The sequence below is a fragment of the Myxococcales bacterium genome (assembly GCA_016717005.1).
Classification (GTDB): Bacteria; Myxococcota_A; Polyangia; order Haliangiales; family Haliangiaceae; genus UBA2376.
Genome location: JADJUF010000039.1, coordinates 626,247 through 652,997, shown reverse-complemented (window position 1 = coordinate 652,997; position 26,751 = coordinate 626,247). Strand labels below are relative to the sequence as shown.

Here is a 26,751-nt window from a genome sequence, read left to right as displayed (position 1 = left end):
CGCCGCTTTACACGCGGCGCGGGGCCGCTCATGATCGCGCGCGATGGCAGGGCCCCAGCCGGACCAGGGCGGCGCGGCGTCGCCGCCGGGCTCGCGGCTGCCCGAGCTGTTCGCCGAGGCCATGGCGCGCACGCCCGCCGAGCGCGCGGCGCTGGTGACCGAGGTCGCGCAGGCCGATCCGCAGCTCGCGGCCGAGCTCGCCGAGCTGCTGGCGGTGGGCGCGCGCTCGGCGTCGGCGTCGACCGCGCAGGCGCCGCTGGCGACGGCCCCGGGGCGGCCGATGCGGCGCCCGGCCGCCGCGGCCGACGCGCCGACCGTGGCGGCCGCCGTCGACGTCGACGGCGAGACCATCAGCGGCGCCGACGCGCCGCCGACGCCGGGCTCGGTGGTCCAGCGCGGGCCGCGGGCGAGCGCGGCGCCGCCGGCGATCGACGGCTTCCGCCTGATCGAGGTGCTCGGCCGCGGCGGCATGGGCACGGTCTGGGCCGGCGAGCAGCAGGCGCCGCGCCGACCGGTCGCGATCAAGCTCCTGCACGCGACCTCGGCCTCGGCGACCGCGCGGTTCTGGGCCGAGGCCGAGATCATGGCGCGGCTCGATCACCCCGGCCTGGCCAAGGTGCTCGAGGCCGGCGTCGCCGACGGCCACCCGTACTTCGTCATGGAGCGGGTCGACGGGGTCACGCTCGACGTGCACCTGCGCCAGGCGACGCCGGGGCTGGCGGCGCGGGTCGCGCTGTTCGCCGAGGTGTGCGACGCCGTCCACCACGCCCACTGCAAGGGCGTGATCCACCGCGACCTCAAGCCGTCGAACGTGATGGTGCGCGGCGACGGGCGGGTCGCGGTGCTCGATTTCGGCATCGCCCGGGTCGCGACCGGCACCAGCGCCAGCGGCGGCGCCACCCAGGCCGGCGAGCTGATCGGCACGCCGCTGTACATGAGCCCCGAGCAGGCGCGGCTGCGCCCCGACGAGGTCGACGCGCGCTCCGACGTCTACACGCTCGGCGTGATCCTCTACGAGGTGCTGGTCGACGAGCTGCCGTACGACGTGCGCGGCAAGGCGCTGCCCGACGTCGCGCGCGCGATCTGCCACGATCCGCCGGCGCCGCTCGGGCGCCGCGATCCGCGGCTGCGCGGCGATCTGCAGGCGATCGTCGAGCACGCGCTGGCCAAGGACCCGGCCCACCGCTACCAGTCGGCGTCGGCGCTCGGCGACGACGTCCGCGCCTACCTGGCCGGCGCGACGATCTCGGTGCGCGCGCCCGGGCTGTACGAGCAGACCCGACGGTTCGCGCGGCGCCGGCCGGCGGTGGCCGCGGCGCTCGGCGGCGGCGCGCTCGCGGCGGTGGTGTTCGCGGCGGTGGTGACGCGGCTGTGGCTCGAAGCGCGCGCGGCCCGGCGCGGCGCCGAGCAGGCCCGGGCCCGGGCGGTCGCGGCGCGCGATCAGCTCGAGGAGCGCACCAACCAGCTCGTGCTCGACCGCGCGGCGGCCGCGCTGACCCGCGACCCGACCGAGGCGCTGCGGTGGCTGGCGACCCTCGGCGACCGCGGCGTCGACGCCGACGCCGCCTGGGCGATCGCCGACGTCGCGCTCGGCAGCGGCGTGGCCCGGCTGGTGCGGCACGCCTCGGACGATGAGCTGCGCTGGGTCGAGGCGACCGACGACGGCTTCGTCACCGGCGGCTACGACGGCCGCGCGCGCTGGTGGCGCGGCGACGACCCGACGCCGGTCGAGCTGGCGCAGCTGGCCGGGCGCGTGCACGTGACCCGCCCGTCCCCCGACGGCGCGCTGATCGCGCTGGGCGGCGACGCCGGCGTCGCGCAGGTGATCGATCGCGCCGGCGCGGTGGTCGCGTCGTCGATCATGGCCGGCGACGTGCAGCTCGCGTCGTGGTCCGCCGACGGCGCCTGGCTGGTGTTCGGCGACGACCACGGCGGGGTGTGGGCCTGGCCGCGGGCCGGCGGCGCCGGGCGGGCGCTGAGCGGGCCGACGGTCGGGCTCGAGTCGCTGGCGACCGCGGCCGACAGCGCCAGCGTCGTGGCGGGCGACAACGACGGCGGCGTCTGGCGCTGGTCGCTGGCCGAGCCGAGCCCGCCGCAGACGATCACGATCGCCGGGGGCCAGGTGTCCGCGGTCTGGGCCATGGGCGCGCAGGTGGCGGCGGTCGGCTCCGACGGCGCGGTCCACCGCTGGCGCGTGCTCGGCGCGGCGCTGGTGGCGGAGGCGACGATCGCGTCGGGCGTGCCGCTCAAGACCGCGAGCTTCGCCGCCGACGGCAGCGTCGCCATCCTCGGCGGCCTCGACGGGCGCGTGGTCGAGGTCACCGACGCCGGCGCGCGCGCGCTGGCCCCGCAGCGCCAGCAGGTGCGCTCGACCGCGGCCAGCGCCGACGGCCGGCGCCTGGCCACCGGCGGCGAGGACGGACAGGTGCAGGTCTGGGATCGGGTCAGCGGGCGCCTGCTGGCGCTGCGGGGCCACCGCCAGCGGGTGCGTCAGCTCGCGTTCGCGCGCGGCGGCCGCGAGCTGTGGGCCGCCGACAGCGCCGGCGACGTCCGGCGCTGGGACCTCGACGCGATCCCGCCGACGGTGCTGGCGGGCCCGACCGCCCCGATCGAGCAGGTCGCCGGCAGCCCCGACGCGACCGCCGTGGCCGCGATCGACGGCGGCGGCACGGTCTGGCGCTGGGCGCTGCGCGGCGGCGGCGGCGGCGCGGTCGGCCACCTCGACGCCCGCGCCACCGGCGTCGGCTTCGGTCGCGATCACCAGGTGATCAGCGCGGGCACCGACGGCGTGCTGGCGTGGTGGGGCGCGACGCCGGGGCCGCGGCGCACGCTCGCGGCGGCGATCACCGCGCTGGCGGTCGCGCCCGACGGCGCGCGGGTCGCGGCCGCGACCGCCGCCGGCCCGATCGAGCTGATCGCCGACGACGGCGCGACGATCGCGACCTGGGCCGGCCACCCCGGCGGCACCGAGGCGGTGGCGTTCTCGCCGGACGGCGCGCTGGTGGCGTCGGGCGGGCAGGATCGGGTGATCCGCATCTGGCAGGTCGCGGCGCCGACCGCGCCGTCGCTCGAACTGGGGCCGTTGCCCGACGACACCCGCGCGGTCGCGTTCTCGGCCACCGGCGCGCTCGTGCTCGGCGCCGGCGACGACGGCGCGGTCCGGGCCTGGTCCGTGCGCGGCGGCGCGGTCGACGGCGCCAGCGGCCGCGTGCTCACCAGCCACCGCGGCGCGGTGCGCACGCTCTCGATCGATCCGGTCGCCGACGCGATCGAGGTGACCTGGCGCGATCGGCACGCCGAGCGCGTCGCCGCCGCCGCGCCGTACGCGGTGACGGTGCGCCGCGCGCCGGTCGACGAGCACGTCGCGCCGCTGGCGCTGGCGGGCGCGCCGGCGCGCGTGCTGACGGTCGATGGCGCCGCGGTCGTGATCCGCACCCGCGCCGCGCGGACCCTGGCCGAGCTGCGCGCCGCGATCGTCGCGGCGATCGGCCCCCCGGCGCCGTGACCGCGGCGCCTCACGGCCTGGAACGTGTTCGGTCGGGCACCGGTCGGCGCGCCGGGAGTCTCGCGTCTCCGAGGTCTCCGAGGGGCGGCTCGTCGGGGCTTGCCCCCGCCGAGGGGAGGCCGGCCGACAGGCCGCCCTGGGAACTCAATTGCGCTGCTGCGCCACCTGGTGCTGCGCGACCCAGGCGTTGACCTTGCGCCACTCGGCGCGCAGGAACGCGGCGCGGGCCTCGGGCTCGGTCGGCACGTCGGCGGCGGCGACCCGCCACATCTTGACCTTGACGGTGCACCGGTAGAGGCCCCCGGCGACGAAGTCGTCGAGCCGGGCGCTGCGCTCGTAGCCGGTGTGGGCGCAGAACACCAGGGCCGCGTCGGGCGCGCCCTCCATCAGGGCCATCGTGCCGCCGGTGCGGAACGGCAGGACGTGGGTGAGCGCCTCGGCCTCGGCCGCCGCGGCCGGGTCCTTGGTGCGCAGCTTCGCGATGATCTGCGCCCGCCGCTCGGGCGAGAACCGCGTGCCCTCGGGGAAGATCATGATCGCCTCGCGGGCGTGCAGCTCGGGCGTGATCGCGCGCACCGCCTCGAGCTCGCGCGCCGGGTCGCCCGACGAGCGCCGGATGAACGCGGTCGGGACGCGGTGGCCGATGCCGTCGACGATCGGCGCCCACAGCAGCTCGGCCTTGAGCACGATACGCAGGCGCACGCCGTGGCCGTGGGTGGCCAGGCCGATCGGCAGGATCGTGTCGTTGGTCGAGGCGTGGCGCATCAGCAGGAGCGACGGCCCGTCGCGCAGGACCTCGGTGCCCTCGACGTCGTAGGTGATGCCGTAGATCGCGGCCATGACGCGGGCGTTCCAGTCGGACCAGTAGGCCTCGGCGCGCAAGAGCAAGCGGTTCTGCCGGCGCCACGCCAGCCCGAACCCGCTGGCCAGCCACACCGACAGCAGGAGCCACATGCCCCAGGTCTGGCCGAACACGATCGCGCCGATGCACAGGTAGAAGCGCGCCAGCAGCAGCGGTCGCCGGCGGATCAGATCGACGACGACCAGGATCGGCAGGACCACCGGCGCCACGCCCCACCACACCAGCGTGAACAGGTGCAGCAAGGTCACCGACACCGAACGCCGCGCCAGCTTGCGGTGCCATGGGTCGCGGCGGATGTACGGCCGGACGTCGACGTCCTCCAGCGGTCCAGGCGCTGGGCGAGCAGGCGCCGGGCTCGGCTGCGGCGTCGCGGTCGGGGCGCTCGCGGTCGGGGCGCGGCCGACCGGGACGGACGAGGCGGACATCTCCGACATGCTGGCCGAAGGATGTACGACGTGAGGGCGGGTCCCCGCTAGCCGAAAACATCGGGGTGGCCTGTGGTCGGAGGCGTCGACGTTCGAACGTTGAAGGCGTCGAGACTTGGACGGAAATGCGCTGAGTCACAGAGCGAATGCCTGCGATTTCAATCCCATATGGGTGATATTGAGATGGCCCGACCGGTGCAAGTAGGCCCCGTCATGACCAGCCGAATGATCACGGCGCTGTTGCTGGCGTGCTCCCTGGGCCTGGGTGGATGTGTCGAGGTCGATCCGGCCGAGGCGGGCCTCGACCCAGATGCCATCGCCGAGCCGGTGCTCGACGAGGTGCTCGACAACTCGGAGCTGCCGGCGCCGACGCGCCCGTCGCAGGAGCTGCCGCAGGACCCCGGGCCCGGCGACGTGCTCGACCTCGAGCAGCTCCCGGACGCGCCATCGACGCGCGACGACCTGCCGATCGAGCCCGTGCCCGGCGACGTGCTCGACATCGGCGCGGTGCTGACCAACCCGAGCGCGCGCCCCGGGCGCTGACCGACGCGTCGGTCAGCCGGCGCGCAGCTCGGCCGCGAGCGCGGTGCGCCAGCTCGGGTAGCGCGGCGTCCAGCCGAGGTCGCGCTTGAGCCGACCGGCGTCGACCCGGCGATCGGCCGCGAGCATGCCGACGACCTCGGCGTCGACCGCGGCCGGTGGCACGCGCGGCGGCGGCGGCAGCCCGAGGGCGGCCGCGGCGGCGTCGGCGATCTCGGCGGACGGGCACGGATCGTCGTCGGCGACGTTGTAGACCGCGGCCGGGGACGCGGCGTCGCCGATCGCGATCAGCGCGGCGACCAGATCGTCGACGTGGACCCGGCTGACGTGGGCGCGCCCCTCGCCGATCACCCGGTAGCCGCCGGCGCGCAGCCGCGCGACCACGCCGCGCCCCGGGCCGTAGATGCCGGGCGGGCGCGCGACCGTCGCGGGCACCGCGGTCCCGGCGATCGCCGCCTCGGCCGCGACCCGCGCGACCCCGCTGCGCGTGATCGGCGCGATCGTGAAGGCCTCGTCGACCCAGGCGCCGCCGGCGGCCGCGTAGACGCCGGTCGACGACACGTAGACGATGCGCGCGACCCCGGCCGCTGCTGCGGCGGCGGCCAGGGCGCGCTCGCCGGTGCCGCGCTCGTCGATCGGCGGCGCGGTCACGACCACGACGTCGCCGGGCGCGAACAGCCCCGCCAGCGTCGTCGGCTCGGCCAGGTCGACCGCGCGCGCCGGCGGCTCGGCCGACCGGCGGGTCGCGACCACGTCGTCGCCGCGCTCGGTCAGCGCCGCGACCAGCCGCGCGCCGGTGTAGCCCGCGCCGATGACGACCCAGCGGCTCACGCGACCAGGACGCAGTTCGGCGCCAGCTCGCGCGCCTTGGCCGCGGCGGCCGCGGCCGCCGCCTCGTCGCCGAGCTTGGTCTCGGCGCCCGCGACGATCGCGTAGAGCTGCCCGCGCGCGCCCGGGCCCAGGCGGATGTCCTTCACCAGCGGCGCCACCAGGTCGCGGGCGCCGGCGGCGTCGCCCTCGCACAGCCGCACCCGGGCCTCGGCCTCGGTGGCGATCAGGTCGATCCCGCGCGCCGGCATGATGCGCGTGAACGGCACCATGACCTTGTCGAACGTCGCGCGGGCGCCGGCGGCGTCGCCGAGCTGGGTGCGCGCGTCGATGTCGGCCGCGGCCCAGAGCAGCTGCCAGGTGCGGGTCGCGCGCTCGCCGGGCCGGACCTGCGCCGCCGCCAGCGCGGCCTGCGCGTCCTTCGGCCGCCCGGCCAGGTTGTGGGCCATCGCCCGGTAGATGTGCAGCGGGGTCTTGCCGGTCGGGAACCAGCGCCGCGCCAGCTCGTCGTCGGCCAGCGCCAGGAGCTGCTCGGGCTCGCCGATCGCCGCCAGCCGGGCCGCGCCCGCGTGCAGGCGCAGGCGCCGGAACCCGACCCACATGCCGAGCGCGATGAACATGAACCCGGCCGCGAGCACGCGCGCCCACCCGGTCGCGCTCGAGGTCAGGACGAACGCGAGGTAGACGAGCACGAGCGCGGCCGGCACCAGGATGGCGTCGCCGTAGTGCCGGGCCCAGCCCGGGATCTTCACGACGGCCTCCGCAGGTGGCGCGCCACCAGGAGCGCCAGCTCGAGCGCCTGCTCGTAGTTGAGGCGCGGATCGACGCGCGACTTGTAGGCGCGCTCGAGATCGATCTCGGCCAGGCCGCGGGCGCCGCCGATGCACTCGGTGACGTCCTCGCCGGTCATCTCGAAGTGCACGCCGCCGAGGTGGCCGCCGAGCTGGTGGTGCAGGCGAAGCTGTCCTCGATCTCCGACAGGATCTTGTCGAAGCGCCGGGTCTTCACGCCCTGCGGCGTGGTCTCGGTGTTGCCGTGCATCGGGTCGCACATCCACAGCACCGTGCGGCCGGTGGCGCGCACCGCCTCGACCAGCGCGGGCAGGTAGGTCTCGACCTTGCCGGCGCCCATGCGGTGGATGAGCGTGATCCGACCCGGCACCCGGGCGGGATCGAGCACCGCGAGCAGCTCGGTCAACCACTCGGGCGTCATCGCCGGGCCGATCTTGATGCCGAGCGGGTTCTCGATGCCGCGGTGGTACTCGACGTGGGCGCCGTCGACCGCGGCGGTGCGCATGCCGATCCACGGCATGTGGGTCGACAGGTTGTACCAGCCGGGCCGGCGCGGCACCGCGCGGGTCTGGGCCGCGTCGTAGGGCAGGGCCAGCGCCTCGTGGCTGGTGTAGATGTCGACGCGCTTGAGCGGCGTCGCGTCGATGCCGGTCACCGCGGTCACGAACGAGATCGACTCGCGGATCCCGTCGACGATGCGGTGGTACTCCTCGACGTGGCGGGCGCCGTGGGCGAACGAGATGTCCCAGTACTCGGGGTGGTGCAGGTCAGCGAAGCCGCCGTCGGCCAGGGCCCGGACGAAGTTGAGCGTCAGCGCGGCGCGCTCGTAGCTGCGCAGCAGCAGCACCGGATCGGGGGTGCGATCGCCCTCGGTGAACGCCTCGCGGTTGACGCTGTCGCCGCGGTACGACGGCAGGGTCACGCCGTCCTTGGTCTCGGTGTCGGTCGAGCGCGGCTTGGCGTACTGGCCGGCGATCCGGCCGATGCGCACGACCGGGCGCCGGGTGCCGTGGACGAGCACCAGGCTCATCTGCATGAGGATCTTCAGCTTGGCGGCGATCGGCTCGGAGCGACAGTCGTCGAAGCTCTCGGCGCAGTCGCCGCCCTGCAGCACGAACGCGTCGCCGCGCGCGGCCGCGGCCAGCTGCGTGCGCAGGCCCTCGATCTCCCACGAGGTCACCAGCGGCGGCAGCTGGCGCATCTCGGTCAGCACGCGCGCCAGCGCGGCCTCATCGGGGTAGCGCACCTGCTGCGCGACCACCTTGGCTTGCCACGACTCAGGGCTCCAGTCGGTCACGCGGCGCAGCCTAGCAGGTTACGCTGCGCGCGATGTCCCTCCACGCTCGGGCGCTCGTCGGGCTCGTCCTCGGCGCGTGCGCCGCCCGCGTCAACTCGCCGCCGGCGCCGGCGGTCGCGTCGCCGCCGGGCCCGGTCGCGGTCGCGGTCGCGCCGCCGCACCACCTCGGCTGCGACGGTGCGCGCCTGCCGGGGGCGGTCGACCTGGCCCGCGATCGCCCGGGCGGCGGTCCGGTCGGCGCGCGCACCGTCGTGATCGATGGCGTCACCACCGAGGTCTGGTACCCCGCGCGGCCCGGCAGTGACGTCGGCGTGGCGCCGGTCCGCTACGACCTGCGCGCGCACATGCCGCCGGCCGAGGCCGCCAAGATCCCCGACGCCGACAACGCGTGGCTGCCGTGCGCCTGCGCGCGCGACCTGCCGGTCGACGACGATCTCGGGCCGCTGCCGGTGGTCGTGTTCCTGCACGGCGCGGCCTCGTTCCGCGGCCAGAGCGCGACGCTCGTGACCCACTGGGCCAGCCGGGGCTACGTCGTGCTGGCGCCGGATCTGCCCGGCGTCGGCCTGCGCGCGGCGCTCGGCGGCGAGCCGACAGGGTTCCCGCTGGGGGTGCCCGGGGCGCTGGTGGCGATCGCGGCCGCGGCCCCGGCCGACGGCGCCGACGATCCGCTGGGGTTCGTGCGCGCGCGCCTGGCGCCGCGGGTGGCGCTGGCCGGGCACTCGCTGGGCGCGCTGCTGATGGGCGCCGCCGCGGATCAGCCTGCGGTCGTCGCGCTGGTGTCGCTGGCCGGCGCCGGCGGGCTCGCGCCCGAGCGCCCGCTTCTCGTGGTCGCCGGCGATCGCGACGGCGTCGTGCCGTACGCGGCCAAGCGCGACCTCGCGGCCGAGGCGCCGGATCCGGCGCGGCGCTTCGTCGGGCTCCGCGGCGCGGGCCACCTCGCGTTCTCGGACCTGTGCGCGGTCGGCGCCGATCGCGGCGGCGCGCTGGCGATCGCCGCGGCCCACGGCGTCGTCGTGCCCGAGCTCCTGACCAGGCTGGGCCGCGACGGCTGCGGCGGTGACGCCGCGCCGATCGCCGAGACCAACCCGCGGCTCCTGGCCGCGACCACGGCGTTCCTCGACGAGCGCCTGCAGTGCGCCGACGCCGCCGCGACCTGGCGCGCGCTGGCCGCCGACGACGCGGTCGAGCTGATCCCCGGGGCGCCGTAGCGGCGAGAACACCGACCGGCTTGAATGCCGTCGCGAGGCGCGGACGTGCGAGGCAGATCCGGGCGCACGCCCGAAGCGCAGCGAGGAGAGAAGGCACCTACGTGACGAGCGAGCATCGGACGTACGTCCGGAGGTGCCCGCACGGTCGCGTCGCAGCAGGCACTCCAAAAGCGGTCGGTGTTCTAGAGGCCCAGGCGCGTCGTCAGGTAGGCCTTGCGCGCGCGCACGAACGCGCGGGCGTCGACGACCGCGCCCTCGAACCGGCCCAGGTTCTCGAGCGACGCGCCGGTGAGCGGGCGCGCGTGCAGCGCCGCCTCGACCTGATCGATCCGGGCCTCGAGGGTCGCCACGTCGAACGCGGCGGTGGTGACGCGCTCGAGCTCGGCGCGGTAGCGCGCGGCCAGCGCCGGGATCTGGTTGACGCGATCGCACAGGTACCCAGGCGGCGCGCTGGCGTTCCACGGGTCGGTGTGGAGGTCGAACGGATCCATGTCGGCGTGCCAGTACGGCCAGTTGACGCCGTGGGTGAGCATCACGAAGCGGCCGCCGGGCACGTGGTAGAGGTAGAAGTTCCACGCGACGATCGCGTAGTTGTCCCAGAGCGCCGCGGCCATCTCGACGGCGTAGTTGGTGAGGAAGCGATCGACGTCGAGGTGCGCGTCGAGCGCGGCCGCGAGCTGGCCGTCGGGCGTGTCCATGACGACCGCGGTCAGGGCCTCGAGGTCGGCGCGCGAGCGGCCGTCGATCACCTCGTCGCGCAGCTCGGCGGCGGCCGCGCCGCGCGGGAAGTCCCACGGGCCCTCGTAGACGTTGCCGGTGCCGTCGCCGAACTGGGCCTCGAGGTAGGCGCTGTCGGTGGCCTCCTCGAGGACGAACAGGCCCTTGTCGACGCCGTTGAAGCGCACGGTCGCGTGGGCGGTGCGCGGCGCCGGCAGCCCGGCGCGCCGGTAGACCTCGTAGGCCAGGTGGCCGACCAGCAGCGACGGATCCTCGATCGCGTTGTCGATCACCAGCTTCTCGAGGCCGTCGAGGCGCTGGCCCGGCACGAACGCGTTGAGCTTGACGGTGAAGCCCGACTTGCCCGACAGCGGTCGCCGGCTCGACGTGCCCTTCTTGCGCAGGCCGACCTGAGCGACGGTCGTGCCGTCGAACACCAGCGTCGCCGGCACCCGCGCGATCGAGGCGTCGTCGTCGAGCGTGGCCAGCTGATCGGGCGCGACCACCAGCTCGAGCGTGTGCAGGACCGACGGATCGAACACCGCCTGCCCGACCGGGGTGATCGCGCCGTCGCCGGTGGTGGCGCCGTCGCCGGGGGCGCCGCCGTCGCCGAGGTCACCGCCGCCGCTGCCGCAGGCGGCCAGCACGGCCACGATCGCCAGGGCGCGTCGGCACATCGGTCCAGCCTACCGGAGCGGCCGTCGCCCGACCACCCGGGCGATCGCGATCGCGGTATACGAGGGTGTGTCCGCGAGCGAGGTCCTGGCCGGCGTGCGCGCGCAGCTCGCGAAGGTGTCGCTGTTCCCGGCCGCCGGCGAGCGCGCCCCGGCCTGGCCGACGGTGGTCGTGGTCGCGGCCGGGCTGCTGATCGGCCTGGGCGCGTGGCTGGCGGGCCGCGGCTTCCTCGCGATCGGCGTCGCGCCGGCGATCGCCGGGCCGGTCGCGATCCTCGCCGGCGTCCTCCTGGGGGCGGCGGTGATCGAGCGCGGCATGGGCGCGGCCTACGATCGCTGGCTGGGCGCGCGCTGGGCGCCGCTGGCGATCGGCGGCTCGATGCTCTTGCGGGTGGTGGCGCTGTGGTCGACGGCGCCGAGCGCGTGGTGGGCGGCGCTGTGCCTGCCGGCCGGCCTCGGGCGCCTGGCCGCGGTCGGCCTGCAGCGGCTCGGCGACGTCGCGCCGGCGCCGCGCGGCCGCTCGTTCGTGATCGGCCGCGTCGCCGCGATCGAGCTGGTGGTCGCGACCGCGCTGGTCGCGATGGTCGCGGTGGCGGCCGCCGGCGGGATGGGCCTGGCGCTGCTCGGCATCGCGGCGGTGGTCGCGGTCGTGCTGGGCCTGGCGCTCGACATGGGCGAGGGCGAGCTGTCGGCCGACTCGCTCGCGGTCGCGGCCGCGGCGATCGAGCTGGTCGCCGCGGTCGGCCTGGCCGCGCTCGATCCGGCCGCGCGGTCGCCGTTCGTGGGCTGAGCCACGTCCGGGCGCGCTGGTGGCCGATCGGCCTCGGCAGCGCCGGGGTCCCGTGGTCAACTGGGGCGGCATGCGCTCGACGCTCCCCCTGGTGATCTGCGCGCTCGGCGCGTGTAGCAGCGGCAGCGGCGGTGATCCCGACGCGGCGCCGAGCGACGGCCGCGACGGCGGCGATCCGCCCGCGACCTGCGTGACGCCGGTGGCCGACCGCGCCGGCACCGCGCGCTGGACCGACGCGCTGGGCCAGGCCACCGTCGAGATCGCCGACGCCGCCGCGTGCGCGCGCCGCTACACGCTGGCCACGACCGCGCCGCGCCGCGACGACCTGCCCGCTAACCCGCGGGTGATCGACGAGCTGCCGGGCGCGCCGACCGTGCGCACCGGCCACGATCTGTTCGACGCGCTGTACGCGCTGGCGCTGGCCGAGGTGCGCGAGGCCTCGGTCGACGCGATCTCCGATGGCGCGTTCAACGGCGGCGCGCCGCTGCCGTGCCCGGCCGGCGGCTGCTTCGAGACCGGCCGGCTGTGGAAGTACGTCTGGACCCGCGACGTCTCGTACGCGGTCGACCTCGGCCTGGCCGCGCTCGATCCGCAGCGGGCCCGCAACTCGCTCGAGTTCAAGCTGAGCGCGCTGCGCGCCGGCGGCGCCGAGCAGATCGTCCAGGACACCGGCACCGGCGGCAGCTACCCGGTGTCGTCGGATCGCGTCGTCTGGGCGCTGGGCGCCGACGCGCTGCTGCCGTACCTGACCGGCGCCGCGCGGACCGCGTTCGCCGACCGCGCGTTCGCCGCGATCGCGGCCACGGTCGAGCACGACCGCGGCGTGGTGTTCGACGCCGTCGACGGCCTGTACTTCGGCGAGCAGTCGTTCCTCGACTGGCGCGAGCAGAGCTACGCCGACTGGACCGCGACCGCGCCGGCGGCGATCGCGTCGAGCAAGGCGCTCGGCACCAACGTCGTGCACCTGCGCGCCCTCGAGATCGCGGCCGCGCTGGCCGAGGCCCACGGCGACGCCGCCGCCCGCGATCGCTACGCCGGCTGGGCGACGGCGCTGCGCGATCGCATCCGCGCGCGGTTCTGGGACGAGGCGGCCGGGCAGTTCGCGACGTTCGCGCCGACCTTCCTCGACCCGGCCCCGGCGCGGCGCTGGGACCTGCTGGGCGCGTCGCTGGCGATCGTCTCGGGCGTGGCCACCGACGCCCAGGCCGACCGGATGCTGTCGAGCTACCCGCACCTGGGCCCGGGCGCCGCGCCGGTGATCTTCCCCGAGCAGCAGCTCACGCCGATCTATCACAACCGCGCCGAGTGGCCGTTCGTCACCGCGTACTGGCTGCGCGCGGCCGCGGCCGCGGGCCACGACGCCGCGGCCGATCGCGCGCTGCTGGCGCTGGTGCGCGGCGCCGCGCTCAACCTGTCGAACATGGAGAACCTCGAGACCGTCAGCGGCGCGCCGTGGGTCGACGACGGCGCCGCGTCGGGCCCGGTGGTCAACTCGCAGCGGCAGCTGTGGTCGGTCGCGGGCTACCTGTCGATGGTGCACCACACGCTGTTCGGGCTGCGCCCCGGCGTCGACGGCCTGCGCCTGACGCCGTACCTGACCCGCGGGCTGCGCAACGGCCTGTTCGCCGGCACCAGCGAGCTGGCGCTCAACGATCTGCCGTGGCACGGCCACGCGGTGACCGTGGTCCTGCACCTGCCGCCGGTCGGCGGCGCCGGCGGCAGCTACGCCGTCGGCGAGGTCCGCGTCGACGGCGCGGTCGTGACCGGGCCGATCACCGACGATCGCCTGGGCGCGCGCAGCCGGGTCGACGTGACGCTGCTGGATCCCGGGCCGGTCGCGGCGACGTCGATCACCGTGCGCGGCGCCGCCGACTGGCGCGACGTGTTCGGCCCGCGCACGCCGCGCATCACCGCGGTCACGCGCGTCGGCGCCAGCCTGGCGCTCGGCCTCGACGTCGGCGGCGAGGACCCAGCGACGATCCGCCTGTCGGTCTACCGCGACGGCGCCCGGGTCGCGACCGATCTGCTCGGCACCACGACCAGCTACACCGACGCCACGGCCACCGTCACGACCTCGCCCTGCTACACGATCGAGGCCTGCTTCACCGGCAGCGGCAACTGCTCACAGCACGCCGCGCCGATGTGCTGGTGGGGCGACGGCGGCGCGGCGATCGCCAGCTACGGCGCCGGCCAGCTGACCGCGGTCGGCGGCGCGCTCGCCGCCACCAACGGCCGGCCGCACTGGGGCGACTGGGGCGACCCCGGCCACACGCTGCAGGTGACCGTGACCGCGACCCGCACCGGCGCGCACCTGCTGCAGCTGGTCTACGCCAACGGCGCCGGCGGGCTCACGACCGGCATCACCTGCGCGGTCAAGCGGATCGTCGTCGAGGACGTCGGCACCGGCGCGGTCGTCGGCGACGGCGTCGTGATCATGCCGCAGCTCGGCGCCTGGGATCGCTGGGGCGACAGCACGTTCGTGCCCGCCGAGCTGCAGGCCGGCCGCGCCTACCGCGTGACCGTCCGCGGCGACGCCGGCACCGTCAACATGTCGGCGTTCGCGCACTTCGCGCGCTACACCGGCGGCACCGGCGGCGCCGGCGGCGAGTTCGCCCGGGTCGACATCGCCGAGCTCAAGCTGCTGGCGCGCTAGCTCGCGGCTCGCGGCCGCAGCGCCACCAGGGTCGCGCCCCAGCCGCCGCGGCGCTCGTCGGCCAGCGCGAACGACGCGACCGCCGGATGGCGGCGCAGCACCGCGTGGACGCGCTCGCGCAGGATGCCCTGGCCCTTGCCGTGGACGACGCGCACGGCGGTGAGGCCCGCGTCCTGCGCGGCGTCGAGGTACTCGGCGACCAGCGACGCGGCCTCGGCCGGGCGGAAGGTGTGGAGGTCGAGCTCGTCGGTGAGCGGGACCGCGATGATGGCGTCGGCGTCCGGCTCCGATTCGGATCCCGCTCCGGCTCCGGCTCCGGGTCCGGCTCCGGCTCCGGGTCCGGCTCCGGCTCCGGCTCCGGCTCCGGCTCCGGCTCCGGCTCCGGCTCCGGCTCCGGCTCCGGCTCCGGCTCCGGCTCCGGCTCCGGGTCCGGCTCCGGCTCCGGCTCCGGCTCCGGGTCCGGCTCCGGCTCCGGGTCCGGCTCCGGCTCCGGCTCCGGCTCCGGCTCCGGCTCCGGCTCCGGCTCCGGCTCCGCCGCCCGCCAGCCAGCGGCGCAGCCGCTCGATCAGCCCGGCCACGGCCCGGCCGGCACGAACAGCTGCGTGCGCGCGCGCAGGTCCGGCGGCAGGCGCGCGTCGAGGATCGGCGCCACCTCGGGCGGCTGGTACAGCTGCGACACGTGCATCAGCACGAGGTGCGGCATCGTGAACGCGTCGGCGCGCTCGACGATCTCGTCGAGGTGGACGTGGCAGCCGGCGCGCGCGGCGTCGCGCGACTTGCGCGCGTCGAGGAACGTCGACTCCAGGATCACGACCCGGGCGCCCAGCACCTCGGGGCTGTGGTCGATCACCGAGATCAGCGTGTCGGTCAGGTACGCCAGCTCGGCGCGCTCGTGGCGCTCGAACAGATCGTGGCCAGCGGCGCGGCGCCGGGCGATCTCGGACCCGGGCAGACCGATGAACTCCTGGCGCAGCTTGTCGATCCGCCGCACCACCAGGAAGCCGAGCGACGGCACCGGGTGGAAGGTCTTGATCGCGCGCACGCTCAGGTCCTTGCGCAGCGGGTAGCTGTCGCCGGGCTCGAGGCCGATCGCCTCGATCGTCAGCGGCCAGCGCTGCAGCGCCGACATCGCCCGCAGGCCGGCCTGGAGCTCGTCGACGATCTCGGCCGGCATGATCACCCGCAGCGGCGTGCGCCCGCCGTGCAGCGCGCGGATGCCCAGGAACGTGGTCAGCGCGCCGACGTGGTCGGCGTGGCCGTGCGACAGGAGCAGCGTGCTCACCGCCGACGCCGAGCGCAGCGCGATGCCGACGTCGAAGACCAGATCGAGCTCGGGCACGTGCAGCGACGTGTAGACGCCGCCGAGCGACATGCCGCGGATCGTGTACGGGTCGGCCCGGACCTCGGCCAGGACCGGCATCAGTCGACCGTGAGCGCGATCTGCTGCCAGACCACGCCGCCGACGCCGTCGCGGATGACCACGATCAGCGGTCCGCTGGCGGCGTCCATCGGCACCACCAGCTCGCACGGGTTCGACTGGTAGTACTGGATGTCGCCGACCGGCGTGTACCAGGCGAAGCGGGCGTCGCCGGTCGCGGGCGGGTCGGTGGTGACCGTCAGCGCCACGGTGGCGCCGCGGGTGACGGTCGCGGTCCCGGCGAGCGCGTCGGCGCCGGCGACGGTCAGCGCGGTCAGGGTCGGGTTGGCGGTCGCGGCCGGCAGCACCGGCATGGCCTTGATCGCGGTCAGCGGGCCGGCGCTGGTCTCGACCGTCACCGCCGCGGTGTCGACCGGCGGGATGTCGCCGCGGTCCGGGATCGTGGCCGGGGCGGTGTAGAGCGCGCCGGCGGCGTCCCCGGTGATCGTGCCCAGCGGGGCGACGCCGGGGTAGGCCTCGATCAGCGCCCACGTCGTCGGCGGCATGGTCAGCACGCCCGCCGCGTCGGCGACGACGACCGCCACGGTCGCGGTCGTGCCGGGCGCGATCACCGGCGGATCGGCGACGACCGCGATGATCGTGGGCCGCTCGAGCTGGTTGGGCGTGGCGAAGTCGGTGCACGCGGCGAGCGCGAGGACCGCGAGGGCGGGGACGACGAGGCGAGGCATCGGCAGGTGCGCAGTATAGCGGCGTCGGCGCCACGAGCACGTCCCCGGACCCGGGGACCGGTGCTACCATCGCCGGCCGGAGGCTCGATGCTCTGGTATGTCCTCGCCGTCCTCGGCGCGCTGATCTTGCTGACCGCCCTGTTGCCGGTGCCCCGGCGGGTCTGGGCGTTCGGCCTGTACATGTGGAAGTACATCGGGCTGTGGCTGCTCGACGTCACGCGGCTGCGCTGGCTCGCGTTCAAGCTGACCGGCCGCGGCGCCCGCTACCGCCGGCTCGAGCGGCCGGTGCTCCTGCGGAAGTTCTGCGAGGACATGGGCCCGACCTTCATCAAGTTCGGCCAGATCATCGCGTCGTCGGCGGGCCTGTTCCCCGACCGGTACGTCAAGGAGTTCCAGAAGGTCCTCGACCGGGTCCGGCCGTTCCCGTTCGCCGACGTCGAGCGCATCCTGCAGGAGGATCTCGGCCCCGAGCGCGCCGCGCGGCTGACCAAGATCGTCGAGAAGCCGCTGGCCTCGGCGTCGATCGCCCAGGTCCACACCGCCGAGCTCGACGACGGCACCCAGGTGGTGTTCAAGGTCCAGCGGCCCGGCATCGACAAGCGCTGCGCCGCCGACATGAAGATCATGCGGTTCGCGGCCAAGCTGTTCTCGAAGGTCAACCGCGACGCCGAGCTGGCCAACCCGGTCGGGATCATCGACGACTTCACCGCGACGTTGTCGGAGGAGCTCGACTTCCGCAAGGAGGCGGCCAACCTGGCTCGCTTCAACGAGATCATGAAGGAGCTGGGCCACGCCAACATCCACGCGCCGGTGCCCCACGACGGCCTGGTCACCAAGCGCGTGCTGGTGATGGAGCGGTTCAGCGGCGTGCGCGTCGATCAGTACGACGAGATCAGGCGCCGCGGCATCAACGGCGAGGAGAAGCTGGTGGCCGGGCTGCGGGCCTGGTTCCAGTGCGTCGTGTTCTACGGCTTCTTCCACGGCGACGTCCACGCCGGCAACCTGATGCTGCTCGACGACGGCGACATCGGCTTCCTCGACTTCGGCATCGTCGGGCGGTTCGACGACGGCCAGCGGTTCCTGGTCACCGACTACATGATCGCGTTCGCCAGCGGCAACTACAAGCGGCTGGCCGAGGTCATCGTCGAGATGGGCGGGGCGATCTCGACCAAGAACCTCGAGATGGACGCGTTCGTGAAAGACCTGGGCGAGACCTACTCGCCGCTGCTCAAGCTGTCGTTCGCCGAGGTCAACTACGCCGACTTCTTGCCCGGCATCCAGCGCGTCGCGACCAAGCACCGGGTCAAGATGCCCAACGAGTTCATCCTGATCACGAAGCAGCTGCTCTACTTCGATCGGTACGCGAAGGCGCTGGCGCCGAACCTCAACGTGTTCACCGATCCGCGCCTGATCTTCTCGATGATGACCGACATCCAGAAGGCGCGCGCGCAGCTGGACGCCAAGGCCAAGGCCCAGGCGTCCTGACCGCAGCCCGCTGCGGCGGCGCGGCGACGGCGTGACGCGCGCGCAGATGGACGCCGACGTCCTGACCGCGGCCCGCCGCGGCGGGCCGCGCGGCGGCGGCGTCAGGCGCGGGCGGCCGCGACGGTCGCGGGCCAGTCGGAGATCGCGGGCAGCCGGCCCTCGGCGTGGGTCGGCTTGCCGCCGCCGCGGCCGCCGGTGGCCGCCGCCAGGCGCTTGAGCAGCGCGCCGCAGTCGAGGCTCGAGCCGTCGGCGCGGGCCAGCAGCACCTGGGTGCCGTCGGGTCCAGGCGCGGCCACGAGCGCGTCGCGCCCGGCCGCGGTCAGCGCCGCCGCCAGCGGGCGCAGCAGGGCGGCGTCGTCGACGGTGGTGATCACCTCGCCGGGGCCCGGCGTCGGCGCCAGCCCCGCGGCCAGCGCCACCGCCAGGCGCTCGCGCACCGCCGCGACCTCGGTCCGGGCGTCGGTGAGCGCGCGCCGGAGCTTGTCGACCGCGGCCGGCACGTCGGTCGGGCCGCAGGTCAGCGCGCGCGCGATCCGCCCCAGGGCCTCGCTGTGATCAGCCAGGAGCGCGCGGGCGCGGCCGCCGGCGGCGAAGGTGACGCGGGTCATGCCCTTGTAGCGCTCGCTGCCGAGCACGCGCACGCCGCCGATCTGCGCCGCTGACGCGCAGTGGGTGCCGCCGCACGGCGACACGTCGAAGTCGCCGATCGCGACCACGCGGATCTCGGCGGTGACCTTGGGCTCGCGCCGGAGCGGCAGGACGGCCAGCTCGTCGGGCTCGGGGAACCACGCCCGGATCGGGACGTCGTCGTCGATGATCGCGTTGGCCAGGGCCTCGGCGGCGGCCAGCTCGCGCTCGGGCACGTCGGCGCGCGTGACGTCGATCGTGCAGCCGCGCTCGCCGAGCCGGGCCGACACGGTCGGCGCGCCCGCGGCCTCGATCAGCGCCCGCGACAGCAGGTGCTGGCCGGTGTGCAGCGCCATGTGCACGCGGCGGCGCGGCCACGCGATCGCGCCGGCGACGACCGCGCCCGGCGTCGGCAGCGGGCCCGCGAGGACGTGGTGGATCACGCCGTCGTCGTCGACCTGGACGTCGACCACCGCGGTGGCGACGCCGTCGACCGTGACCTCGCCGTGGTCGGCCATCTGGCCGCCGGCCTCGGGGTAGAACCCGGTCTGGTCGAGCACCAGCGACGGTCGGTCGGCGTGGCGGGCGTGGGCCACGACCGTGGCCGAGAACTGACGCGCGAACGCGTCCTGCTGGTAGAGGCGGACGGTGGCCATCGCGGCGCAGCCTACCGCGGCGACCGGCGGCGCGGCGCCGCGCCGCGAAGATTGGCCAGCGCTCTGGTACGGTGGGCCATGGATCGCCTCACGCCCCGACGCGCGCTGCGCGCGACGCTCGCCGCCACCGCCGTCGTCGCGCTCCTCGGGTGCGGCGGCGACGACGCCCCGACCGTCCGCGCCGGCGCCGACGTGGTCGTCACCGCGCTCGCCGGCGAGCACGTCTACTTCGGTGATCCCAACCGGCGCGCGGTCGACGTGGCCGTGGCGTTCCCCGAGGCAGGCCTGCGCTACCAGCAGGTGACCTTGCGCATCGGGCTCGGCTGCCCCACCGGCGGCTGCGACTGGTGGGACCGGCTCGGACACCTGGCGCTCGTCACGCCGGCGACCGCGACCGCGCCCGAGCGCGAGCTCGAGCTGGCCCGGTTCATCACGCCGTACCGGGTCGGCGCCGAGCTCACCGTCGACGTCACCGATCTGCAGCGCGTGCTCGAGGGCGAGCGCACCCTGCGCGTGTTCATCGACACCTGGGTCGGCCCCGGCCACGCCAACGGCGCCGGCTGGCTGGTCGACGCGTCGTTCGAGTTCATCGGCGGCCTGCCGACGCCCGACCCGGTCGCGGTCGTGCCGCTGTGGGCGCCGCAGCGCGTGGTCTACGGCGATCCGCTGCGCCCGAGCGACGTGACCGCGACCGTCGACGTGCCGGCCGGCACCACCGCGGTGCGGGTGCGCTCGCTGGTGACCGGCCACGGCCAGGGCAACGCCGACAACTGCGCCGAGTTCTGCGCGCGCGATCACACGGTCGCGATCGCCGATCAGCTCGACGTCCGCTCGATCTGGCGCGCCGACTGCGCGACCACGGCCGCGCCCGGGCAGCAGGGCAGCTGGCAGTACCCGCGCGCGGGCTGGTGCCCCGGCGCGATCGTCGCCCCGTGGATCACCGACGCGGCGCCGGCCGCGGGCCCGATCACGATCCGCTACGACGTCGCGGCGTACGAGAACACCTGCCGCCCCGACGCGCCGACCTGCGCCGGCTGCGCGCTCGGGACCGGCTGCGACTACGACGGCGGCGCGCACACCGAGCCCGGCTGGGAGCAGTCGGCGGTGTTGATCCTGTACCGATGAGCGCGCCCGCGGGCGCCGGCCGACCCTGAGGCGGGGACCGCGAGGTCCCGGTGCGGCCGCCGCGGTGGGACGTGGGCGATCCGGCGACCCGGCGCGCGGCGTGTGAGGTCGAGGGGTTGCGGGCTGGCCGGGGCCTTGCTGAAGCGAGTGGTGCGGCCACGCTCACCCGCCGCTTAGGAGCACCCATGACTCGCCTGATCACCCCCCTCATCGCCTCCACGCTCTTCGCCATCGCCTGCACGCCGGTGTCGCCGGCCGAGGAGGTCGCCAGCGACCTCGAGCTCGACAACGGTGGCCTCGACACCACCGACGAGGCGCCCGAGTTCGGCGACGCCGCCACGTTCACCGCGGCCGCGGTCGAGGCCGACACCGCGATCACCGACACGATGGACGCCGACGCCACGGTGACCGACCTGCGGACCCGCGCCGACGCGACCCACCTGCGGGTCGCGATCGTCTGGGGCCAGATGCCGCCCGATCGCGACGCCACCACCGGCCACGACTGGAGCGGCCGCATCCAGATCTCGCGCGGCGCGCTGGTCGTGAAGCGCACGATCGGCTTCGAGGCCGCGACCGATCAGCTGATGCCGCGGACCGCCCGCGACGCGGTCGCGTTCGCGTCGATGACCAAGCCGTTCGCCGACGGCCTCGTGCTCGAGGTCCTGACCGACGCCGCCGACCTGTCGACCGTGACGCTGACGTACACCAGCCGCGACGGCGCCACCACCGCGGCGGTGCCGCTGGCCGCGCTGATCGCCGGGCCGGTGAGCGCCGACGTCGGCGCCGACGGCGACCGCATCGTCGCCACGGCGCTGCGCGCCGGCGACGCGTGCGATCACGGGTTCGTGCGCGGGCGCTGGCACGCGCTGCGGCCCGGGCTGGGCCGCTTCCTCGGCGTCGCCACCGACGCCGACGGCCAGCGCATCGGCCACCTGCGCGGCATCTGGGGCCAGCGGGACAGCGGCGCCCAGGTGTTCTTCGGCAAGTACATCGACGGCGACGGCCGGTTCCGCGGGCTGATGGTCGGCAGCTACGTCGACGGGACCTTCCGCGGGCGGTGGATCGTCGGCACCGGCGACCACGGGCTGATCCACGGCATGTACCGCGACGGCGCGGCCACCGACGCGATCGGCGGGGCCTTCGTCGGGCGCTGGGCCGAGACCTCGTGCGCGGCCGACCTGCCGTCGTCGTGACCCGCGGCGGTCCGCGGCGGATCGCGATCAGCCAGCGCGCGCGATCAGCGCCAGCCCGACCGGCGCGCGCGGAGGCCAGGGCCACGCCGAGGTCGGGCCGCTCAGCCGCGTAGCCAGAAGTCCTCGCCCATGCCGAAGCGATCGTCGACCTCGATCGGGTCGAGGCCCGGCGGCGCCAGCCGGCCCTGGCAGCGCCCGAACGGCCCGCGGTAGCGGCTCTCGATCACGCCCAGGTTCAGGCGCACGTCGCCGGGCACGGTCGGCTCGAACACCAGGTCGACCTGGCCGGCGCGATCGCGCACCAGCCAGCGCTCGCCCGGCGCGCGCTCGCGCTCGCGCGTGACCGTCACCGCCGGCAGGCTCGCCACCTGGTCGCCGACCCAGACGCAGTTCTCGTTCCAGCGCTCGGGCTCGACGCACTGGTTGCGGGTCAGGTTGAAGCCGCGGGCCACGCCGTCGGCGCCGCGCCACAGGCTGGTCACCCAGTCGTACTGCATCGTGTACGGGTAGTAGGCCTTGTGATCGTCGAGCGTCGCGACCGCGCCGTCGAGGTCGTGGTGGACGCCGTCGATCGACAGCTCGCCGGTGACCGGGAACAGGCCCTTGTGCGAGTAGACGCTGCCGTGGACGAACGGCAGGTTGACGACCTGGGCCGCGCCGGCGTCGGTCGCGAGCGTGAAGTGGCCGCGCATCGCCGGGCCGCCGCCGTGGGCCGCGACGTCGAGGTCGACGTCGACGCGGCCGTGGGCGAGCTGGTTGGTGAAGGCCAGCTGGCTGGTGCGATCGGCGTAGGCCGCGCGCGAGTCGATCAGCTGATCGGTCAGCCGCAGCGCCCGCGGCCGCAGCTTGCGCTCGTGCAGGTGCTTGACCGCGCGCGCGCGATCGTAGGCCTTGATCTGCACCATCGTCACGAGCTTGGTGTCGACCAGCGCGACGTTCATGAACAGGGTCGGCGTCGCGACCTGCACCGCCTGCCACTCCTTGAGCCGCCACCAGCGCAGCGCGCGCGGCAGCCCGCGGTAGGGCAGGTCGATCAGGTTGGTCCTGGCCAGCGGGCCCTTCCAGCGGCCGAGGTGGAGGACGCCGTCCTCGACCAGGGCGACCGGCGGGGCGGTGAAGCCTTCGGGGAACGTCGCCACGGCGCGGGTATACCACCGGCGCTACACTGCGCGGCGATGCAGCTCACCTCGATCCTCGGCAACTCGCAGCGCCTCGACGGCGGCGCCATGTTCGGCAACGCGCCGCGCCCGATGTGGGAGCGCTGGATCGCGCCCGACGACCACAACCGGATCCCGCTGGCGTGTCGGTGCCTGCTGGTGCGCGACCGCGGCCGGACGATCCTGTTCGAGACCGGCATCGGCGCGTTCTTCGCGCCGACCCTGCGCGAGCGCTACGGCGTGGTCGAGGACCGCCACGTGCTGCTCGACAACCTCGCCGCGGTCGGCGTCGCGCCGGCCGACGTCGACGTGATCGTGCTGTCGCACCTGCACTTCGATCACGCCGGCGGCGCGCTGACCGCGTGGCAGGACGGCGTCGCCCCGGCGCTGGCGTTCCCGAACGCGCGCTGGGTCGTCGGCGCCGCCGCCTGGGCCCGGGCCCGCGCGCCGCACGCCCGCGATCGCGCCTCGTACATCCCCGAGCTGCCCGGCCTGCTCGAGGCCACCGGCCGGCTCGAGCAGGTCGCCGGCGATCGCAGCGAGGTGCTGGGCGACGGCTATCGCTTCCACACCAGCGACGGCCACACGCCGGGGCTGCTCCTGGCCGAGCTGGCCGCGCCCGGCGGGCCGATCGTGTTCGCCGCCGATCTGATCCCGGGGCGGCCGTGGGTCCACGTGCCGATCACGATGGGCTACGACCGCTACCCCGAGCGCCTGATCGAGGAGAAGCAGGCGCTCCTGACCGATCTGCTGGCCCGCGGCGGCCGGCTGTTCTTCACCCACGACCCGACGATCGCGATCGGCACGGTCGCGCGCGACGCCCGCGGCCGGTTCCACACCGTCGACGAGCACGCCGCGCTGCCGTGACCGTCAGCGGGTCTGGGCCGCCGCCGATCGCGTTCACTCGACGAGGTCAGCGGGATCTGGACCGCGCCGCTGATCGTGTTCACTCGACGAGGTCAGCAGCGCTGGACCGTGCCGGCGAGCGCGTCGCGCGGGGACCCCGTCAGCGGGTCTGGACCGCGCCGCCGATCGGGTCGCGCGGGGACCCCGTCAGCGGGTCTCGACCGTGCCGCCGATCGTGTCGCTCGGCGACCACGTGAGCGCGTAGGTGGTGACGCCGGCGCCGACCGCGACCACGCCGCCGGCGATGGCCCACACCCACCACGTCCGGTGCCACGGCGTCGGCGGGTCGTAGCGCAGCGGGATGTCGCGCGGGCGTCGCGGCGACGCCCACGCCAGCGTGTCGTTGCCGTCGGGGTCGTGGGCGATCGCGTAGATCTCGACGCCGGTCGCCTCGGTCGCGGTGATCGCCGGCAGCTTGACGCGCCGGCGCTGGCCCGGCGGCGGCAGCGGGACCTCGGCCGCCTGCCACGCGGTCGCGCCGCGCTGGCGCACGTACAGGGTCGCGGTCGCCAGCACGCCGACCGGGTCGGCGACGGTCTCGAGATCGACCAGCACCGGCTGGCCGACCTTGCGATCGCGCGGCCACGTGACCTCGAGCTCGCGCGGCGCCCGCTCGGCCAGGGCGGCGCGGATCGGCCCGAACCGATCGGTCGTCTGCTCGCTGAGCTGGCAGTCGAGCTGGTAGTCCGGCGCGATCGCCAGCAGGCGATCGAACGCGGCCCGGACCGCCTCCTCCTTGGCCGGGGTCGGATCGTCGTGGGCGATGTACGAGCGGACCTCGCCGCGCGCCTGCCACAGCCGCACGTGGCTGGCGAGATCGAGCGGCTCCCGCGCGGCCTGGTCGAGCGCGGCCAGCGCGGCGTCCATGTCGGCCGCCTTGGTCGCCTCGGCGCTCGCGGCGAGCGCGGCCGCCGCGGTGCGCGCGACGCAGGCGGCGCCGTCCCAGCGCCGACCCTCGGCGCACGCGTCGCGGAGCGTCAGCGTCGTCGCCGCCGGGCCGTGGTGGGCGCAGGCAGCGGCGGCGACCGCGATGGGGATCAGGCGACTGCAGCCCACGGGTCGCAACGATACCCAAGCTCCCATGGCTTTTCGATCAGCCGGCGACCGCAACGACCGCTCCACCGGGGCACCGGCTGATCGGGTTGCCGTCTCACGCGTGCAACATCCTGGAATCACGCTGACGCGTCCGCGATCACGCGTGGCACGCCGGCTGCTGTTGAGGGCTGGCATGAAGCGTCTCCTGTCCGCCTGCCTGCTCGCGTCGCTGCCCGTGGTCAACGCCTGCACCGACGTCGCCGACGACGCCGAGGCCAACCTGCCCGGCGACATCGACAACAACCCGGAGGCGACCGCCGGCGGCAAGGGCGACGCCTGGAACGCCGACAACGACCCGGCGCTGCTCGCGCGCGCGCTCAACTACCGCCTGGCCGAGCTGCCGATGCAGGGCAAGCTCGACAAGCCGGTCTGGAAGGATCGCTACCCGAACGCGCCGGCCGACATGGTGCCCGCGTGGTCCGACACCTACTGGCCGACCTACGAGGGCTCGACCAACCACCGCTGGGTCGATCGCCAGACCCGGTCGCCGCTCGAGAAGTACGACGCGGCCTACAACGGCGCGCCCGGCTGCGACGCGCAGCCCGCCAAGATGTGCGGCGCCACCGCCAAGGCCGACTGGGACCAGTACTTCACCTGCGCCGGCCCCGCGGCCAAGTGGCAGATGCGGAACTTCCAGTCGCTCTACCAGCAGATCGACGGCATCGACAACGACGGCGACGGCCAGAAGGACGAGTGCGACTCGTCGGACCGCGAGGGCGCGCAGGGCTGGTGGGGCCTGTGCCACGCCTGGACCCCGGCGTCGCTGCTCGAGCCCGAGCCCCAGCACGCGGTCACGCTCAACGGCCAGACCTTCGAGGTCGCCGACATCAAGGCGCTGACGATCACGCTCTACGACAAGACCAGCGCGATGATGCTGGGCGGGCGCTGCAACGCCGAGACGATCACCCACGACGCCGAGGGCTCGGACGCCAACACCGAGTGCATGGACGTCAACCCCGGCGCGCTGCACGTCGTGCTGACCAACTTCCTCGGCCTCAAGGACATGGCGCTGATCGAGGACCGCACCGCGTCCGATCAGGTCTGGAACCAGCCGCTGGTCGGCTACACCGTCGACAAGCAGGTCAAGGTCACCGCGACCCAGGCCAACGCCTGCGTCGGCGCGTCGGGCTCGACCTGGAAGTTCAACACCAAGGCCAAGAGCCTGTACGAGGTCGAGCTCACGACCGACTACCTGACCGAGGGCTCGGCGTCGAAGCGCCCGCTCGGCATGGCCAACTACGTCAGCCACGACACCTACCACTACATCCTCGAGCTCGGCTCGACCGGCAAGATCATCGGCGGCAAGTACTGCACCGACTCGGTCGAGGATCACCCCGACTTCCTGTGGGCGCCGACCGCGGTCTCGACCTCGAGCTCCGGCCGCAACCCGTTCGTCGACCTCGCCAAGGTCCGCCAGCTCATCAACCTGTCGATCAGCCCGGCCACGCCGCCGCCGGCCGGCGGCGTCAAGACCTACGAGTCGACCACCTCGGTCGAGATCCCCGACGACAGCCCCGCCGGCGCGGCCAGCGACATCACCGTGCCCGACACGTTCACCTTCACCTCGCTGTCGGCGTCGGTCGACATCAAGCACACCTACCGCGGCGACCTGCGCGTGTCGCTGCTCAAGAACGGCGCCGAGCTCGCGGTCCTGTCCGACAAGGTCGGCGGCTCGGCCGACGACCTGGTCCAGACCTTCACGCTGACCCCGGCCCAGCTCGGCGGCACCAGCGCCGGCCAGGGCACCTGGACGCTCAAGGTCGTCGACACCGCGGCGGTCGACACCGGCCACATCGCCGGCTTCAAGCTGGTGTTCACGACCGCGAACTGACGCAGCGGCGCCGGTTCCGCGCGACGCTGGGCTCGACCGCCGGGCGTCGCGGCGGTTTCGGCGGGCGCGACGCTGGGCTCGACCGCCGGGCGTCGCGACATCTTTGGCGGGCGCGACGCTGGGCTCGACCGCCGGGCGTCGCGACATCTTTGGCGGGCGCGACGCTGGGCTCGACCGCCGGGCGTCGCGACGCTGGGCTCGACCGCCGGGCGTCGCGGCATCTTCGGCGGGCGCGACGCTGGGCTCGACCGCCGGGCGTCGCGGCATCTTCGGCGGGCGC

At 75.2% G+C, this 26,751-nt stretch carries 20 protein-coding genes and 1 pseudogene; 10 read left to right on the top strand and 11 right to left on the bottom strand.

Annotation, left to right across the window (positions count from 1 at the left end; all coding sequences use genetic code 11):
- Positions 1-43 precede the first annotated feature (43 nt).
- Positions 44-3,505: a protein kinase gene (locus tag IPL61_33735; GenBank protein MBK9036151.1), complete on the top strand. Its 3,462-nt coding sequence runs from the start codon at positions 44-46 to the stop codon at positions 3,503-3,505.
- Positions 3,506-3,649: 144 nt separating this feature from the next.
- Here IPL61_33735 and IPL61_33730 read toward each other — a convergent pair whose 3' ends face one another.
- Positions 3,650-4,792, bottom strand: a complete 1,143-nt coding sequence (locus tag IPL61_33730; GenBank protein ID MBK9036150.1) for a lysophospholipid acyltransferase family protein — start codon at positions 4,790-4,792, stop codon at positions 3,650-3,652.
- 213 nt (positions 4,793-5,005) lie between these two features.
- Here IPL61_33730 and IPL61_33725 point away from each other — a divergent pair, with 213 nt between their 5' ends.
- The gene (locus IPL61_33725) at positions 5,006-5,335 is read left to right on the top strand and encodes a hypothetical protein (protein MBK9036149.1); all 330 of its coding nucleotides are present in this window, start codon (positions 5,006-5,008) and stop codon (positions 5,333-5,335) included.
- Positions 5,336-5,347: 12 nt separating this feature from the next.
- Here IPL61_33725 and IPL61_33720 read toward each other — a convergent pair whose 3' ends face one another.
- From IPL61_33720 to IPL61_33710, 3 genes and pseudogenes are all read right to left on the bottom strand, one after another.
- Positions 5,348-6,163 carry an NAD(P)H-binding protein gene (locus IPL61_33720; protein MBK9036148.1) on the bottom strand — a complete coding sequence of 272 codons (816 nt, stop codon included), beginning with the start codon at positions 6,161-6,163 and terminating at the stop codon, positions 5,348-5,350.
- The gene (locus tag IPL61_33715; protein ID MBK9036147.1) at positions 6,160-6,912 is read right to left on the bottom strand and encodes a hypothetical protein; all 753 of its coding nucleotides are present in this window, start codon (positions 6,910-6,912) and stop codon (positions 6,160-6,162) included. Before IPL61_33715 ends, IPL61_33720 begins: the two co-directional genes overlap by 4 nt.
- A pseudogene (locus tag IPL61_33710) lies at positions 6,909-8,152 on the bottom strand (3-deoxy-7-phosphoheptulonate synthase). Before IPL61_33710 ends, IPL61_33715 begins: the two are co-directional and overlap by 4 nt.
- Positions 8,153-8,280: 128 nt before the next feature.
- On the opposite strand from IPL61_33710, the gene IPL61_33705 reads away from it, so the two are divergent.
- Positions 8,281-9,456, top strand: coding sequence for a hypothetical protein (locus tag IPL61_33705; GenBank protein ID MBK9036146.1), 1,176 nt, complete (start codon positions 8,281-8,283; stop codon positions 9,454-9,456).
- Between the two features lie 182 nt (positions 9,457-9,638).
- Here the strand turns inward: IPL61_33705 and IPL61_33700 are convergent, their stop codons facing one another.
- A complete protein-coding gene (locus IPL61_33700; GenBank protein MBK9036145.1) occupies positions 9,639-10,850 on the bottom strand; it encodes a CotH kinase family protein in 1,212 nt (403 codons plus the stop codon).
- Positions 10,851-10,917: 67 nt separating this feature from the next.
- Between IPL61_33700 and IPL61_33695 the strand changes: the two genes are divergently transcribed.
- Positions 10,918-11,637 carry a hypothetical protein gene (locus tag IPL61_33695; protein ID MBK9036144.1) on the top strand — a complete coding sequence of 240 codons (720 nt, stop codon included), beginning with the start codon at positions 10,918-10,920 and terminating at the stop codon, positions 11,635-11,637.
- A 70-nt stretch (positions 11,638-11,707) separates the two neighbouring features.
- Complete coding sequence (locus IPL61_33690; protein ID MBK9036143.1) at positions 11,708-14,290, top strand: hypothetical protein; 2,583 nt, start codon at positions 11,708-11,710, stop codon at positions 14,288-14,290.
- Here IPL61_33690 and IPL61_33685 read toward each other — a convergent pair.
- The 3 genes from IPL61_33685 to IPL61_33675 all read right to left on the bottom strand — a co-directional run bounded on the left by IPL61_33685 (position 14,287) and on the right by IPL61_33675 (position 16,396).
- The gene (locus IPL61_33685) at positions 14,287-14,559 is read right to left on the bottom strand and encodes a Smr/MutS family protein (GenBank protein ID MBK9036142.1); all 273 of its coding nucleotides are present in this window, start codon (positions 14,557-14,559) and stop codon (positions 14,287-14,289) included. The two genes, IPL61_33690 and IPL61_33685, sit on opposite strands and share 4 nt — an antisense overlap.
- 296 nt (positions 14,560-14,855) lie before the next feature.
- The gene (locus tag IPL61_33680) at positions 14,856-15,710 is read right to left on the bottom strand and encodes an MBL fold metallo-hydrolase (GenBank protein ID MBK9036141.1); all 855 of its coding nucleotides are present in this window, start codon (positions 15,708-15,710) and stop codon (positions 14,856-14,858) included.
- Positions 15,710-16,396 (bottom strand): hypothetical protein, encoded by a 687-nt coding sequence (locus IPL61_33675; protein MBK9036140.1) that lies wholly within the window; start codon positions 16,394-16,396, stop codon positions 15,710-15,712. Before IPL61_33675 ends, IPL61_33680 begins: the two co-directional genes overlap by 1 nt.
- A gap of 87 nt (positions 16,397-16,483) precedes the next feature.
- On the opposite strand from IPL61_33675, the gene IPL61_33670 reads away from it, so the two are divergent.
- Positions 16,484-17,881, top strand: a complete 1,398-nt coding sequence (locus IPL61_33670; GenBank protein MBK9036139.1) for an AarF/ABC1/UbiB kinase family protein — start codon at positions 16,484-16,486, stop codon at positions 17,879-17,881.
- Between the two features lie 101 nt (positions 17,882-17,982).
- On the opposite strand, the gene IPL61_33665 is transcribed toward IPL61_33670, so the two are convergent.
- Positions 17,983-19,164 carry an alanyl-tRNA editing protein gene (locus IPL61_33665; protein MBK9036138.1) on the bottom strand — a complete coding sequence of 394 codons (1,182 nt, stop codon included), beginning with the start codon at positions 19,162-19,164 and terminating at the stop codon, positions 17,983-17,985.
- Between the two features lie 78 nt (positions 19,165-19,242).
- Here IPL61_33665 and IPL61_33660 point away from each other — a divergent pair, with 78 nt between their 5' ends.
- A complete protein-coding gene (locus IPL61_33660) occupies positions 19,243-20,289 on the top strand; it encodes a hypothetical protein (protein ID MBK9036137.1) in 1,047 nt (348 codons plus the stop codon).
- 185 nt (positions 20,290-20,474) lie between these two features.
- The gene (locus IPL61_33655; protein ID MBK9036136.1) at positions 20,475-21,482 is read left to right on the top strand and encodes a hypothetical protein; all 1,008 of its coding nucleotides are present in this window, start codon (positions 20,475-20,477) and stop codon (positions 21,480-21,482) included.
- 101 nt (positions 21,483-21,583) lie between these two features.
- Here IPL61_33655 and IPL61_33650 read toward each other — a convergent pair whose 3' ends face one another.
- Positions 21,584-22,621, bottom strand: coding sequence for a DUF2804 family protein (locus IPL61_33650; GenBank protein ID MBK9036135.1), 1,038 nt, complete (start codon positions 22,619-22,621; stop codon positions 21,584-21,586).
- A 36-nt stretch (positions 22,622-22,657) separates the two neighbouring features.
- Between IPL61_33650 and IPL61_33645 the strand changes: the two genes are divergently transcribed.
- Positions 22,658-23,506: an MBL fold metallo-hydrolase gene (locus IPL61_33645; GenBank protein ID MBK9036134.1), complete on the top strand. Its 849-nt coding sequence runs from the start codon at positions 22,658-22,660 to the stop codon at positions 23,504-23,506.
- A 186-nt stretch (positions 23,507-23,692) separates the two neighbouring features.
- Here IPL61_33645 and IPL61_33640 read toward each other — a convergent pair whose 3' ends face one another.
- Entirely contained in the window at positions 23,693-24,601 is a 909-nt protein-coding gene (locus IPL61_33640; protein MBK9036133.1) for a hypothetical protein, read from the bottom strand.
- A gap of 172 nt (positions 24,602-24,773) precedes the next feature.
- Here IPL61_33640 and IPL61_33635 point away from each other — a divergent pair, with 172 nt between their 5' ends.
- A complete protein-coding gene (locus IPL61_33635; protein MBK9036132.1) occupies positions 24,774-26,471 on the top strand; it encodes a proprotein convertase P-domain-containing protein in 1,698 nt (565 codons plus the stop codon).
- Positions 26,472-26,751: the final 280 nt, after the last annotated feature.